This window comes from Nocardioides daeguensis (genome assembly GCF_019192965.1).
Classification (GTDB): Bacteria; Actinomycetota; Actinomycetes; order Propionibacteriales; family Nocardioidaceae; genus Nocardioides; species Nocardioides daeguensis.
Genome location: NZ_JAHTKU010000026.1, coordinates 90,671 through 104,726, shown reverse-complemented (window position 1 = coordinate 104,726; position 14,056 = coordinate 90,671). Strand labels below are relative to the sequence as shown.

Annotated in this window: 13 protein-coding genes; 3 read left to right on the top strand and 10 right to left on the bottom strand. The window is 71.9% G+C overall.

Annotated elements, in window-relative coordinates; genetic code table 11:
• Positions 1-103: 103 nt before the first annotated feature.
• From KU893_RS21310 to KU893_RS21280, 7 genes are all read right to left on the bottom strand, one after another.
• Positions 104-604 carry a hypothetical protein gene (locus KU893_RS21310; RefSeq protein WP_218236544.1) on the bottom strand — a complete coding sequence of 167 codons (501 nt, stop codon included), beginning with the start codon at positions 602-604 and terminating at the stop codon, positions 104-106.
• Between the two features lie 295 nt (positions 605-899).
• A complete protein-coding gene (locus KU893_RS21305) occupies positions 900-1,481 on the bottom strand; it encodes a TetR/AcrR family transcriptional regulator (RefSeq protein ID WP_218236542.1) in 582 nt (193 codons plus the stop codon).
• A 30-nt stretch (positions 1,482-1,511) separates the two neighbouring features.
• The gene (locus KU893_RS21300; RefSeq protein ID WP_218236540.1) at positions 1,512-1,820 is read right to left on the bottom strand and encodes a hypothetical protein; all 309 of its coding nucleotides are present in this window, start codon (positions 1,818-1,820) and stop codon (positions 1,512-1,514) included.
• On the bottom strand, positions 1,817-2,794 hold the full coding sequence (locus KU893_RS21295) for a DUF2332 domain-containing protein (RefSeq protein WP_218236538.1): 978 nt from the start codon (positions 2,792-2,794) through the stop codon (positions 1,817-1,819). The genes KU893_RS21300 and KU893_RS21295 overlap by 4 nt, the downstream gene beginning before the upstream one ends.
• 15 nt (positions 2,795-2,809) lie before the next feature.
• Positions 2,810-3,640 carry a purine-nucleoside phosphorylase gene (locus KU893_RS21290; protein ID WP_218236536.1) on the bottom strand — a complete coding sequence of 277 codons (831 nt, stop codon included), beginning with the start codon at positions 3,638-3,640 and terminating at the stop codon, positions 2,810-2,812.
• A 16-nt stretch (positions 3,641-3,656) separates the two neighbouring features.
• Positions 3,657-5,102: a YncE family protein gene (locus KU893_RS21285; protein WP_218236533.1), complete on the bottom strand. Its 1,446-nt coding sequence runs from the start codon at positions 5,100-5,102 to the stop codon at positions 3,657-3,659.
• Positions 5,103-5,127: 25 nt separating this feature from the next.
• Complete coding sequence (locus tag KU893_RS21280; protein WP_218236531.1) at positions 5,128-6,144, bottom strand: acyl-CoA synthetase family protein; 1,017 nt, start codon at positions 6,142-6,144, stop codon at positions 5,128-5,130.
• A gap of 318 nt (positions 6,145-6,462) precedes the next feature.
• On the opposite strand from KU893_RS21280, the gene KU893_RS21275 reads away from it, so the two are divergent.
• The gene (locus KU893_RS21275) at positions 6,463-7,983 is read left to right on the top strand and encodes an LVIVD repeat-containing protein (RefSeq protein ID WP_218236529.1); all 1,521 of its coding nucleotides are present in this window, start codon (positions 6,463-6,465) and stop codon (positions 7,981-7,983) included.
• Positions 7,984-7,992: 9 nt separating this feature from the next.
• Here KU893_RS21275 and KU893_RS21270 read toward each other — a convergent pair whose 3' ends face one another.
• Positions 7,993-8,445, bottom strand: coding sequence for a gamma-glutamylcyclotransferase family protein (locus KU893_RS21270; protein WP_218236526.1), 453 nt, complete (start codon positions 8,443-8,445; stop codon positions 7,993-7,995).
• Between the two features lie 35 nt (positions 8,446-8,480).
• A complete protein-coding gene (locus KU893_RS21265; protein WP_218236524.1) occupies positions 8,481-9,668 on the bottom strand; it encodes a S8 family peptidase in 1,188 nt (395 codons plus the stop codon).
• 117 nt (positions 9,669-9,785) lie between these two features.
• On the opposite strand from KU893_RS21265, the gene lpdA reads away from it, so the two are divergent.
• On the top strand, positions 9,786-11,186 hold the full coding sequence (lpdA, locus tag KU893_RS21260) for a dihydrolipoyl dehydrogenase (RefSeq protein WP_257441584.1): 1,401 nt from the start codon (positions 9,786-9,788) through the stop codon (positions 11,184-11,186).
• 132 nt (positions 11,187-11,318) lie between these two features.
• Here lpdA and KU893_RS21255 read toward each other — a convergent pair whose 3' ends face one another.
• Complete coding sequence (locus KU893_RS21255; RefSeq protein ID WP_218236520.1) at positions 11,319-12,428, bottom strand: hypothetical protein; 1,110 nt, start codon at positions 12,426-12,428, stop codon at positions 11,319-11,321.
• A 147-nt stretch (positions 12,429-12,575) separates the two neighbouring features.
• Between KU893_RS21255 and KU893_RS21250 the strand changes: the two genes are divergently transcribed.
• Entirely contained in the window at positions 12,576-13,943 is a 1,368-nt protein-coding gene (locus KU893_RS21250) for an NAD(P)H-quinone dehydrogenase (RefSeq protein WP_218236518.1), read from the top strand.
• The last annotated feature ends 113 nt before the right edge of the window (positions 13,944-14,056 follow it).

The following is a 14,056-nucleotide window of genomic DNA, read 5'->3' as shown; positions in this document are numbered from 1 at the left end:
CGTGACGAACTGGAAGCAGGCCCTGGGCCAGCTCGCGATCGCCTATCCCGACCGCATCAACCCCTACCTGTAAGCAAGAAACCAACCACGAGGGACCGATCGCTTACACAGGAATCTTGACAAGCTCGATCTTCAGGATCCGTGAGGGTGCCTCGTCCAGGGCCGCGGCGACCGCGGTGTCGACGACCCGGACCTGGGGGCGGGTGAGCTTGCGGGACCAGCGGGCGACCTTGCGCACCACCCACAGCTCACAACGCCCTTCGCGGGCTCCGGCCCACACCTGGGGAAGGCGGTGGCGCAGGTCGAACGCATCGGCCACCGCGCTGCGGGTCGACAGGACACCTTCGTGGCGGGCGATCGCCATCTCCACCAGGGCCAGGTCCTGGACCTGCGGCGTTCCGTCGCCGCCGAGGGTGATCAGCTTCGGACCCCCGAGTCGTACGGGCACCGCGTCGGGTTCGGTCTGCGGGTCACTCGAGTGGAGGTCGGCCCAGGCGAGCAGCAGCTCCAGCTGTTCGACTTCGTGGATTCGGTGGACCTGGACGCCGTTCTCGGCCGCGTGGAGCAGCTGCGCCGGGGTGGCGTCCGAGAGGTCCGAGATCATGGGTCGATTCTACTCGAACACACGTTCGCACGCCATGGTCGAGGGGCGACTTTCCCCATATTTCTAGCGGGTTCTCGCGCTATTCCATCGCGGCCCCGCGGTCCCGACGGTACCGCAAGCCGACCGCCGAACCCGGCCCCTACGACCCTTCCTCGTTGCTGCCATTCGGAACGCAACCGGCTACGCGACCGAAGACCGCTGACCGTCTCCCTGGCACGCAAGAGCGGGTCTGTGTCGGAACATGTGGCAGCTCAACAGCGAGGAAGTGGCAACTCAACGGTGAGAAAGTGGCGACTCAACGACCCTGGGCCCGGTCCGAGACCCCGAGCGCCCGCAGCACGAACGACTCGAGGGCGGCGGGGGGCAGGTGCCGGGAGCTGAGGCAGGCGTGGACCAGGGACAGGGTGGCGTCGACGTCGTCGAAGGTGAAGGTGCCCTCGGCCCGGCCGTGCTCGAGGATGCCGCGCAGCACGTCCTCGACGGCGACGACGTGGTCGCGGATCTCGAGCCGGGCGGAGGGGGAGAGGTCGCCGTACAGCGACGGGCCCAGGCCCATGTGAAACCTCTCGCCCGCAGCCAGGTGGTGGCGGACGTAGGTGCGCAGCTGGTCGGCGGGCTCCTCGACGTCGTCGAGCGCGGCGCGCAGGTCGGTGGTGTAGGCGTCGGTCTCGTGGGTCGCGAAGGCGACGAGCACGGCTTCCTTGTCGTGGAAGTGGTGGTAGATCGCGGTCCGCCCGATCCCGGCCTCCTCGGCGATCGCCGCCATCGTGAGGGCGTCGAAGCTGCCCTCGCCCATCAGCTTCGCGAAGGCGTCGAACACGCGGCGCTGGACCAGGTCGCGGTGCTCGCTCAGCGAGTCGGCGAGGATCCGGGGCACGCGCGGCAGACTAGTGGAGCCGGGGCGCCGTCAGAGGGTCGCGACGCCGTTCATGATCCAGATGAAGGCGAGTGCCGCCAGGACGGCGAGCACGAGGTCGCCAAGAAGGATCGCGCCGGCCGCCAGGACGTACGGCGAGCGCCGGGGCAGGAGGCCCGTCGCCCAGCCTCCGGCGACCAGCACCAGGAGTGCCGTGAAGACGACGATCGGGCCGTAGACGTCGACCTCGAAGCCCAGGTAGGGCACCAGCGACGGTGGCGCGCAGAGCCAGACCAGGGCGCCCGCGTTGGCGACGACGACGGCGACCAGCGCGGCCATCCCGCGCCGCTCCTTCCTCACGTCGCCGTCCAGCGCTGCGTCCGCCCGTGGCCGTGCGTCTGCGCGACCATCTGCCCGTCGATCCCGAGCACGAACGTGGGGTGCTCGTCGGGGATCGGCGGGCCGGTGGCGGTCACGGACGGCAGCACCTGCTTGCCCTCGTTGCTCACCCAGTGACACGCTCCGGACGCGACCAGGTCGCGGACCAGCGCGTCGAACTCGAGCCGACGCGCTGGCGGCAGGTAGGCGATCACCGCGCTGTGGAACACCACGACGGTCCCGTACGCCGACGCCTGCTCGACCAGTGCAGGCAGCTCCTCGACGAGGTCGCCGGCGACCACCGTCGGCGGGTCGGCCCGGGCCACCTCGATCGCCCGCACCAGGCGCGTCCGCCGCTCGTCCTGCTCGGGCCAGACCAGGGTCTCCAGCCAGGCCATGTCGTCGGGGTCGGTGACGTCGAGCGGGTTGAGGTCGATGCCGCCGCGCCAGGTCACCTCGGGCAGCTCGGCCGGCAGGGGCGCGGGGCCCTTCACCCGGCAGGGCAGCCGTGGCTCGTCGCCGAGCACCACCGGACCGTCGTCGGTCGACCAGGCGTAGCCCCAGCGGTCGGGGTACAGGCACAGCCCGGCGGACGAGCCGACCTCGAGCAGGGCCAACGGCCCGGCGAAGGAACCGAACGCCGGCAGCAGCGTCGCCAGCCGACCGACCTCGTTGGTCTGCGTGGAACGGGCCAGGATCGTGGCCCGCAACGGCCCGGTGTCACCGAGCAGCGCGGCCCGCAGGCCGTCGTAGGGCCCGGGTGCGGGTACGCCGTGGCGCCGGGCCGCCGCGAAGACGAGGTTGGGCTGCTGCTTCAGCTCCGGCAGCGTGCGGATCCAGGCGACGACGTCCGGGTCGTCGGCGACTGCGGCCGCCCAGGCCGCGAAGGTGGGGGAGTCCGCCGCCTCGGCGGCGAAGCGGCGGTAGGACTCCTCGACCTCGGCGTAGGGCTCCACGCGGGGCGCCGGACCTCAGATGCGCGGGACGATGTCGCCGAGCAGCGCACCCATCCGGGTGGCGGCCAGGCGACCTGCCTCGAGCACCTCGGCGTGGTTGAGCGGCTCGCCGCTCAGGCCCGCGGCCAGGTTGGTGACCAGGCTGATGCCGAGGATCTCCATGCCGGCCTCGCGGGCGGCGATCGCCTCGAGCGTGGTGCTCATGCCGACCAGCTGGCCGCCGAGGATGCCGGCCATCCGCACCTCGGCCGGCGTCTCGTAGTGGGGGCCGGTGAACTGGACGTAGACGCCCTCGTCGAGGGTCGGCTCCACCTCGCGGCACAGCTCGCGCAGGCGCGAGGAGTACAGGTCGGTGAGGTCGACGAAGTTCGCGCCGACGATCGGCGACTGGCCGGTCAGGTTGATGTGGTCGCTGATCAGCACCGGGGTGCCGGGCGTCCAGGTCTCCTTCAGCCCGCCGCACCCGTTGGTGAGCACGATCGCGCGGCAGCCCGCCGCGGCCGCCGTACGCACGCCGTGGACGACGGCCGCGACCCCGCGGCCCTCGTAGTAGTGGGTGCGGCTGAGGAACACCAGCAGGTGGCGGTCGGGGTTGCCGTCGGTGCCGGGGATCCGGATCGAGCGGATCTTGCCGGAGTGCCCCTGCACGGCCGATGCCGCGAAGCCGGGCAGCGACGTCACGTCGATCTCGGTGGTGTTCGCGCCCCCCGCGCCGTCGAGCGCGTCGGCCGCCGGCAGCCAGCCGGAGCCGAGCACGAGCGCGACGTCGTGACGGGCCACGTCGGTGAGCTCGGCGAGACGGGCGGCGGCCTCTTCGGCCAGGGCGTACGGCGTGGACTCGGTCACGGCGCGAGCCTACTCATCACCAGGTGGCGACGAGGGTTTCCGGCACGTACCCGTGCCGCACCCGCTGCGGGTGGTCGCCGACCTCGCGGTAGGCGAGCTCCTGGCCGGTGTTCGTGTCGATGACCGCGACGGCGTCACTGCCCGACAGCGAGATCCAGCAGGTGTCGTCGAGGCCCTCGGTGGTCCAGTACGGCTTGAGATAGGTGTGGCCGGTCGTCGTCTCGTCGAAGATCGTGGACCGCCCGGACGTGCGGTCGACCAGGGCGGCGTAGTCGTCCATCGTGCCGGCGACGCACAGGGTGTCCCCGGCGTCGTTGATGGACAGGCCGTGGTGCGCGGAGTCGTTGACGTACTGCTCGCGCAGCATCCTCGGGACCCGGTTGGGCAGCGGGACCAGCCGGGTCACCGCCCCGACGGACGGCTCGGGCACACCCCCGAGGGTGTAGTCGACCTTGCCGTTGAGGTCGGGGGCCTGGGTGTCGAACTCGACGAAGCCGTGGAAGAAGGAGACCTGGAAGTAGACGTAGCGCTCGTCGGGGGAGACCGCCATCGGGCGTACGGCGCTGCTCATGTTCGGGTAGCCGGCCTCGGCCAGTTCGCGACCGATGCCCCAGCGCTCCAGGACCGAGAAGTCGGAGTTGCGCACGACCTGGAACCACCGGTCGCCCTTGAGCGCGTCGAGCAGCGGGATGTCGCCGGGCGTGTAGACGAGCCCGATGGAGGCGTGGAAGACCCGCGAGCCGTCCTGCGTGTAGTTGCTCTCGTGCGGGGTCTCGCCGGACGCGAAGGTCCGCATCCGGTCGCCCATCTTCACGACGGTGCCGTCGGTGAGGGTCTCGTCGACCATCGAGTACTCGATCACCTGGCGCTTGGTCGAGTCCGAGACCAGCAGCCGCCGGCCGTCCGGTGAGAGCGCCATGTGGTCGCTGCGGTTGCCGTCCATCGACTGCTCGCGCACGACCGAGCCGGGGGCGCCGGCCGTCGCCTTGGCGATGTCGATCCACACCACGTCGGCGAAGCTGGGCCGCGAGACCGCGAGGTAGCGCCCGTCGAGCGTGGTGAACATGTCGTCCACGAACTGGTCGTGGCCCTCGCCGGGGCCGTAGCGGATGAGCAGGAAGTACGCGAGGTCGACGGGGTTCGCCCGGATGTCCGCGAGCTCCTGCGCCTTGTCGGGCACCAGGTCCACCCCGCGCTTGAGGACGGTGAAGTCATGGGCGTCCACGATGCTCGCGGTCCCGGCCCAGTTGTTGCCGACCCACATCACGTCGCGCAGGCCGGGTGCCCGCTGCGGCAGCGCGGTCGGTGCGGCCGGGTGGGCGCTGCGGACCGGGCGCTCGGCCACCGCCGCCGGCGCGGGCTGCGCGGGCGCGGCGTCCGGGAACGCGAGCGAGAGGGTCGCGACACCGGCGGCGGTGGCGGCGAGGGACAGGCGACGGAGAGCACGGGAGGACGTCCGCATGACCTGACAACGATTCAGGTTTGGGTCAGGTCACGCTCCGCAGATATCGCGCCGCGGCCGGGTCCCACGCGCTCGGCTGGTCGCCGGCGCCCTCGCCGACGGTGAGTCCCACGATCGCCTCGTCCTTCGGCAGCCCGCCGGGGTTCAGGTCGAGCTCGAGCTCGTACGTCGACCCCACCGGCAGCGTCCCGGTGACGTCCAGCTGCGGGCGGATCAGCGGCCAGAGCCGGTCGCCCCACGTCGCTGGGGTCACCTCGCCCTCGCCGGTGACGCCGGGCAGCACCAGCCGGGTGTGGATCGACAGCGGGGGACCTGGCGGGACCTCACCCTCGGTGAGCCGGTCGTCGTTCCCCTCGCGCAGCCAGGTGTTCGCCCTCGCGCCCTCCGGTGCGAGGTCCAGCGTGGCGCGCAGCCTCCGCCAGCGCTCGGCGAGGTCGGCCGTGAGCGGCGCCGCCCACGCGACCCCCGACGCCGCGGTCGCCTGCTGCTCTCCCGTCCGAACCGACACCTGGGGACTGGCCTGGAGCACCGGGTCGGCCAGCGTCGCGTCGAGGGCGGCCGTGACGCCGTCGGGTGAGTCGTCGGCGAGGACGACCTCGGTGCCGCGCGGGGTCAGCGTGACGGATCCGTCGAAGGTGCGCGACGCCGCCAGGAACTGAGGGGCGCGCTCGCCGGCGGTCGCCTCCAGCGGGCCGTAGGCGCCGTCGATCACGTCGCGGTCGCCGAGGTCCGCCGGCACGCTCCGGGGCAGTTCGCCCCAACCCAGCGAGAGCGTGTACATCTCGGGGCTCGCCGCCTCGGTCGCGACCAGCACCCGCGTGAGCTGCTCGGGAGTGATGTCCTCCTCGAGGTCCGCGACGATCACCAACCCGCGGACGCCGTCCTCGACCTCCCGCAGTCCAGACCACGTGTCCCGGACCCCCGGCATCCCGGCGAGCTTCCCCGTGCCACCGCTGGGGGAGCGAGGGCTCGGGTCCGAGGTGCAGCCGGCGAGGCCCACCGCGACGAGGAGGAGGGCCGCGAGCGTCGGGCGTCGATGCATGGCCCCTGCATACCCCATCCGTCCCGGGCCATGTCCCGCGGTGTTTGGTCGTCGGCCGACCGGGGAACGACGGCACGCTCGCGCGAGGAACGAGGGCAGGATGACGGATCCCGAGGGTCTCTTCGCGCGGCTCGTGGCCGGGCGTCCGGCCCGGATCCGCGAGCTGGGGACGGACCTCGTGCTCGAGGACACGAAGATCACCGAGGCGGTCGACCGGCTGACTGCCGGACTCGCCGGCGTCCGATGGAACGGCGGCATCGCGGTGCTGGCCTGCCTGGGCGCGGGCCAGCGGGTCTTCGTCGCGAGCTGCCTGACCTCGTGGCGGCTCTACCGCACCGGCCGGGTGCTCGACCGGTTGGCCGGGCAGGTGACTCGATCGAGGAAGCGGCCCGTTCGACCATCAGGGTCTGGCGCCAGCGCGATCCCGACCTCGACGCCGGGCAGGTCGACAGCCTGCGTGCGGCGGTCAACTTCGCCCTGGTCCAGGAGTGCATCGTCTACACGGCTCTACTGGCCTCCGTGCGCACCGAGATCACGACCGCCGACGACGAGCTGGTCGACTGGCTCGAGGACGGCGCTGCCGACGACTACCGATGGGCTCTCGCGTACGGCGGCGGGCGCGGCCCGCGGATCCCCGACGCCGTGGCCAACGGCGACGACGGTGGCTGGACGCCGCAGGGGCTCGGCTACGACCCCGTGAGCGGCAACTACCTGACGACCTCGTACCGCACCAACGTCGGCAACCCCGACGAGTCGGACGACGACTACGACGACAGCCAGCTCACGATCACCGACCCGCGCACGGGCGAGGTGGTCAACCAGGTGCGGCTCGGCGGTGCCGGGAACCTCAGCCGCGGCCCGAGCCACGCGGGTGGTGTCGAGGTCGTGGGTGACCACGTCTACGTCGTCGGCGGGGGGAAGCTCTACGACTACGACCTGGCGGAGATCAACGCGGCGGCCCCGGGGGCGACGGTGCACCCGACGGTCGTGGACGAGAGCCTGCCCGCGACGTCGTACGCGACGGCCGCCGACGGCAGGCTCTACCTCGGCAAGTGGGACAAGGAGGGCGAGGAGGACGCCGTCTGGGTCTACGACATCGGCCCCGACGGCCGGCCGGACCTGAGCAGCGGGCAGAGGTACGACGCGCCCGCCGGCGCCAACGGGGTGGCGGTCCTGCCCGGCAACCGGCTGGTCTTCTCCGTGAACCACGGTCGGGGAGAGTCGGGAGCCCTCGAGTCGTACGTCGTGCGCGACGGCGAGCTGGACCACGCAGGGTCGATCCCGGTCGGGAACCTCCCCGAGGAGCTGATCGTCACCGACGACGGCCGCCTGGTCGGCATCAATGAGTCGGGGGCCAGCGACTACGCCCCGTGGGACACCGATGGGCGCGACCGCGACGGGACGTACGGCGGCGAGGACGACGGCGTCGGCGACACGGGCGGCTCCGAGGGCACGGACCTCGAGGACTTCTGGGCGCGCACCCATCTCTTCGACCTCCCGCTCGGGGCGTTCGACAGCGAGGGCTACCTGGTCGAGCCGACGTCGCTCGACCAGGGCGCCCTCGACGCGTTCGCCGCCGCGGACGGTCTCGATGCCGTCCGGGTCCGGCTGGCCGGCCTGCACCTCCCGGCCTCGCTGCTGGGCGAGGTCGGCGGCGCCGATGAGCTCAGCGCGGCCGTCGACGCCACGCTGGAGTCGGCCCGGTCCGACCTGACCAAGCTGGCCCCGGCCGCCGACCGGATGGGTTCGGAGCTGCGGGCCACCTCGTCGGACTACAGCGCCGCGGACATCGCCAGCGGAGTGCTGCTCAACCTCCTGCTGACCAGGATCCTGCAGTGAGGCCGCGGCTCACAGCCCGGTCGAGCGGCAGGCCCGGGCCCGCAGCCCGGTGACGTAGTCGGCCGGGGCGTCCGCCGCCTCGGCGGCGTCGGCCAGCACGCCGAGGTAGGAGGCCGAGGGCAGCCCGCCCTCGTACGCGTCGAGCACGTAGGTCCAGGCCACGATCTCCCCGGCCATCGTGGAGATCCGCACCTTCGTCTTGCGGTAGAGCCCGGAGTCGGCCGACTCCCACTGGTCCAGGCTCGGCTCGTCGAGCGGGCTGACGTCGTAGACCGCGACGAACACCGCGCTGATCGGGTCGGGTGCGATCGTCGCCAGGGAACCGTCCCAGCCGTGCTCCTCGCCGCCGAACGTCAGCCGCCACCCGGTCAGCCAGCCGGTGGTCTGCAGCGGCGAGTGGGGGCACCGCTCGCCCATTCGCTGGGGGTCGAGGTTGGTGCCGTAGGCGGCGTACGACGTCACGGGGTCAGGCTAGACCGTCGTACGCCGCCTACCGGTCAGGCGCCGGCGTACAGCAGGTGGTTGTTGGGCGTGGCGGGGGAGCAGACGATCAGCAGCACGCAGGACTTCTCGGTGCCGGTGACCTTGTTCTTCGTGGTCGCGCCGAGGATCGCGGTGCCGACCTGGGCGGGTGTGGCGCTCGGGTGGCCGGACAGGTAGAGCGCCGCGGCTCCGGCGACGTGCGGCGAGGCCATCGACGTACCGCTGATCGTGTTCGTGCCGCCGTCGAGCCAGTCGGACGTGATCTCGACGCCGGGGGCGAACAGGTCGACGCAGGTGCCGCGGTTGGAGAAGCTCGCGCGGGCGTCGTTGCGGTCGCTGGCGGCGACGGTCAGGGCCTCGGGCACCCGGGCGGGCGACTTCGTGCAGGAGTCGGCGTTCTCGTTGCCGGCCGCGACCGCGATCGTGACGCCGTCGGCGACGACCCGCTTCACGGCGGCGTCGAGGGTGGCGGACGCGCCGCCGCCGAGGCTCATGTTGGCGACCGCCGGGGCGCCCGCCGGATGGTTCGCGACGACCCAGTCCAGGCCGGCGATGACGCCGGAGGTCGCACCGGAGCCGTTGCAGTCGAGGACCCGGACCGCGACCAGCCTCACGGCCTTGGCCAGGCCCATGCCGGTGCCGCCGATGGTGCCCGCGACGTGGGTGCCGTGGCCGTTGCAGTCGCCGGCGTTCGTGTCCCCGTCGACGGTGTCGGTGCCGGACACCGCGCGGCCACCGAAGTCCGGGTGGTCGAGCTGGATGCCGGTGTCGACGACGTAGGCGGTGACACTCGCGGCCGTGGTCGGGTACGTGTAGGAGCTGTCGAGCGGGAGGTTGCGCTGGTCGACGCGGTCCAGCCCCCAGCTCGGCGCGGGGGTCTGGGTGCCGCTGGCGTGGACCGCCTGGTCGAGCTCGATCGAGCGGACCAGGCCGTTGCCGCGCAGGGCGCTCAGGGCGGCGTCGGGCAGGCTGGCCGCGAAGCCGTTGAGCGCGTGCTCGTAGACGTGGGTGACCCGGCCCCGGCCGCCCGCGGCGGAACGGGCGGTGGCGGCGGCGTCGGCACCCGGCGCGAGGGTGACGATCACGTCGACGAGGCCGCTCGCGGCGGCCTGCGCCTGGGCCTGGGCCGGGGTGGCCGGCACGGCGGCGAGGCCGGCGAGCGCGAGCGCGCAGGACGCGGTGAATCCGAGAATCCGAGGCATGGCGGGAGCAGCTTCCTCTTCGTCGACGGCGACCCCATGCCGCCGTACTCGTGGGTAGATGCACTCTGCCGCGAGCGTGATGTCCGACACAAGGAGGGGTCCTACTACGCTGGTTGCGTGACCCACTTCGATGTCCTCGTCCTCGGTGCCGGCCCCGGTGGGTACGTCGCCGCGATCCGCGCCGCCCAGCTCGGCAAGTCCGTTGCCGTGATCGAGAAGAAGTACTGGGGCGGCGTGTGCCTCAACGTCGGCTGCATCCCCTCCAAGGCCCTGCTCAAGAACGCCGAGCTGGCCCACACGCTGACCCACGAGAAGGCCAAGTTCGGCATCGAGGGTGACGCGACGATGGCCTTCGGCCCGACGCACGCGCGCTCCCGTCAGGTGAGCGCCGGCATCGTCAAGGGCGTCCACTTCTTGATGAAGAAGAACAAGATCACCGAGATCGACGGCTGGGGCACCCTGACCGGGCCGAAGTCGGTCTCCGTCGCACTGAACGACGGCTCCACCGCCGACTACACCGGCGACAACCTGATCATCGCCACCGGCGCCACGGTGCGCACCGTCCCGGGCGTCGAGGTCAACGGCAAGAACATCGTCAGCTACGAGGAGCAGATCCTCGACGAGAACCTGCCGTCCTCGATCATCATCGGCGGCTCGGGCGCGATCGGCGTCGAGTTCGCCTACGTGCTCAAGAACTTCGGCGTCGACGTCACCATCGTCGAGTTCCTCGACCGGATGGTCCCGACGGAGGACGCCGACGTCTCCAAGGAGCTCGCCCGCCACTACAAGAAGCTCGGCGTGAAGGTGCTGACCTCGACCGCCGTGAAGGGCGTCGAGGACACCGGCTCCGGTGTGAAGGTCCGCGTCGCTCCTGCCGCCGGTGGCGACGAGCAGATCCTGGAGGCCGACAAGTTCCTCGCCGCCTTCGGCTTCGCCCCGCGGCTGGAGGGCTACGGCCTGGAGAGCACCGGCGTCGCGCTCACCGAGCGCGGCGCGATCCAGATCGACGAGTTCTGCCGCACCAGCGTCGAGGGCGTCTACGCGATCGGCGACGTGACGGCGAAGATGATGCTGGCCCACGTGGCCGACGCGATGGGCACCGTCGCCGCCGAGCACCTCGCGGGTGCCGAGACGATGCCGGTCGAGTACGACTTCATCCCGCGCGCGACCTACTGCCAGCCGCAGATCGGCTCCTTCGGCTACAGCGAGCAGCAGGCCAAGGACAAGGGGTACGACGTCAAGACGGCGTCGTTCCCGTTCTCGGCCAACGGCAAGGCGCAGGGCCTCGGTGAGGCGGTCGGCTTCGTCAAGATCGTGGCCGACGCGGAGTTCAACGAGATCCTCGGTGCCCACATGATCGGCCCCGACGTCACCGAGCTGCTCCCCGCGCTCACCCTCGCGCAGAAGTGGGACCTCACCGCCGACGAGGTGGGCCGCAACGTGTTCGCCCACCCGACCCTGTCCGAGGCGGTCAAGGAGGCGATCCACGGGATCGCCGGCCACATGATCCACCTGTAGCGAACGCCCGGCCCGGCGCCCACGGGCCCGGCGCTGCCCGCACCTTCGTGCACGTCAGGACCCCGCCTCGGAACGTCGAGGCGGGGTCCTGTCAGTGGCGGGGGTGCTCAGGCGTGGGCAGGTGGTTCGATCTCAACCGCGCCGCCTGGCCCAGCGGGCCAGTCGTCGCGGTGGCGTCGCGGGCAGCTGCGGCGCCGCGGTGCCCAGCCGCTGGATCGCGGTGGCCACCCCGATGGCGACATCGGCCGCGAGCTCGGGATCGACGGTGCCGGGGACGGTCGTCTCCCGGGCGCCGGTGAGGGGGACCGCCGAGAGCTGGGCGAGATCACCGCGAACGTCGACGCCGAGCGCTCCGATGTTGGCCGCCATCTCTGCCGCCACCTCGTTCGCCCGGGAGAGCGCCCAGTCGGGCGTGACGATCCGCGGCTCGTCATCGTGCGGCGTGCGCTGCTTGAGGTGGTTGCCGATGTCGATCAACATCCGCGCCTGCGACTCGGGGCGCAGGCCAGCGCGCCGGTACTGCACGTTGAACCGGCGGATCACCTCGGCCTCCGCCGCGGTGAGGGAGCGGTTCTCCAGGGCCGGCTTCGCGGTCAGGGTGCGCGCGGTCAGGCCCAGGATCTGCTCGAAGGTGCGGGGCAGGAAGTCCCGGTCGACGGGATCGAGGACGACGACGATGACCTTCTCCGGCCCGATCCGCTCGGCCCACCGCCGCGCCAAGGCGTCGTGGCGGTGGCGCAGCCAGAACTGCCGCGGCGCGGGGCGTGTGTGTTCCGGGGTGAACAGGGAGCGCAGCCATTCGTCGTACTCGCGCCGTCCGCCGCTCTGGAGCGTCTGCTGGTACTGCGAGGACAGGATCCGTGCCAACGGGCGCAGCGTGAGCACCGCCCACAGGTCCGAGTGGCCGATCCGGGTCAGGATCTCGTCGACCTGGTCGTCGGTCGCGTCGGAGAGGAACTCGCTGCTGAACAAGCGTCGCGCAGTGCTGGGTGCGCGCAGGTCGGACGCGATCCGCTCCCACCGCTGCTCCGCCTTGACCAGGTCGGAGCCGAGGACCGGGCGGCGGGTGATCCACCTCGCCGCGGACGCGTCATGGCGTCCGCGGGAGAGGTAGTGGACGCCCTGCTCCTCGAGCTCGGCACGAGCTTGGTGAAGGCTGCTCTGCAGCGCGGTCGTGCCGGTCTTCGGCGGACCTACGTGCAGGATTCGCGCCCCTGCCGGCAGGGGGAGGGATGCGGTCACGGCGGCCAGACTATCGATCGGCGGGATGGCGACATCCGGCCGACATCGGGACCCGGAGCCGGTCCGGGGTGTCGAGGTCGTGATCACGCCGGGCGGGACGCAGGGCAGGAATCGTAGGCCCGGGCCTGCGCTGCAAGAATGGCGGACATGACGCGCGTCGTGATCGTCGGTGGGGGACCCGGTGGCTACGAGTCGGCCTTGGTGGCCGCCCAGCTGGGGGCGGAGGTCGTCGTCGTGGACTCCGACGGGCTCGGTGGCTCGGCGGTGCTCACCGACTGCGTGCCGAGCAAGACCCTGATCGCGACGGCCGAGGTGATGACCGACCTGGGTGCGGCCGGCGCCCTGGGCATCCAGGTCGACGCCCCCACCGTGGACCTCGCGAAGGTCAACGAGAGGGTCAAGGCGCTCGCCCTCGCGCAGTCCGCCGACATCGAGCGACGGCTGACCCGCGACGGCGTCACCGTCGTCCGCGGCCGCGGCCGCCTCGACGGACCGGGCCGTGTGATCGCCACGGCGCCGGACGGCACCGAGACGACGTACGACGCCGGTGCGGTCCTCCTCGCGACCGGCGCCTCGCCGCGCACCCTCCCCTCGGCGGTGCCCGACGGGGAACGGATCCTCACCTGGGAGCAGGTCTACGACCTCGATGAGATGCCCGAGCACCTCATCGTCGTCGGCTCGGGCGTGACGGGTGCGGAGTTCGCCAGCGCCTACCAGGCGCTCGGCATCCCGGTCACCCTGGTGTCCTCGCGCGACCGGGTGTTGCCGGGCGAGGACGCCGACGCGTCCCTGGTGCTCGAGGAGGTCGCGCAGCGGCGCGGCATGACGGTGCTGGGCAGGTCCCGGATGGAGTCGGTCACCCGTGACGGCGACGTCGTGACCGTGGCCCTCACCGACGGTCGGACCGTCCAGGGCTCGCACTGCATCCTCGCCCTCGGCTCGGTCCCCAACACCTCCGGCCTGGGGCTGGAGGAGGCCGGGATCGTCCTCAAGGAGGGCGGCTTCGTCAACGTCGACCGGGTCTCCCGCACGTCGGTGCGCAGCGTCTACGCGGCCGGTGACTGCACCGGGGTGCTGATGCTGGCCTCGGTCGCGGCGATGCAGGGCCGGATCGCGATGTACCACCACCTCGGCGACGCCGTGCAGCCGCTGGACCTGAAGAAGGTCGCCTCCAACGTCTTCACCGCGCCGGAGATCGCCACCGTCGGCTGGTCACAGCGGGCGATCGACGCCGGCGAGATCGAGGCGGCCTCGATCATGCTGCCGCTGCGCGGCAACCCGCGCGCCAAGATGCAAGGGGTGCGAGACGGCTTCGTGAAGCTCTTCTGCCGCCCCGGCACCCAGATCGTCGTCGGCGGGGTGGTGGTCGGGCCCCGTGCCAGCGAGCTGATCCACCCGGTCTCCCTCGCCGTCGCGGAGTCCCTCACCGCCGACCAGGTCGCCCAGGCGTTCACCGTCTACCCGTCGATGAGCGGGTCCATCGCCGAGGCCGCCCGCCGCCTGCACCGCGCCTGATCCCCGCACCCCATCCGAATTGGTCGCGATATGCGCGAAATGACGACCAATTCGCATGGGGTGCGGAGCTCGAGCCCGCCCCCCGCCGGCCTGGCGCCGGACTCCTGAGAGAA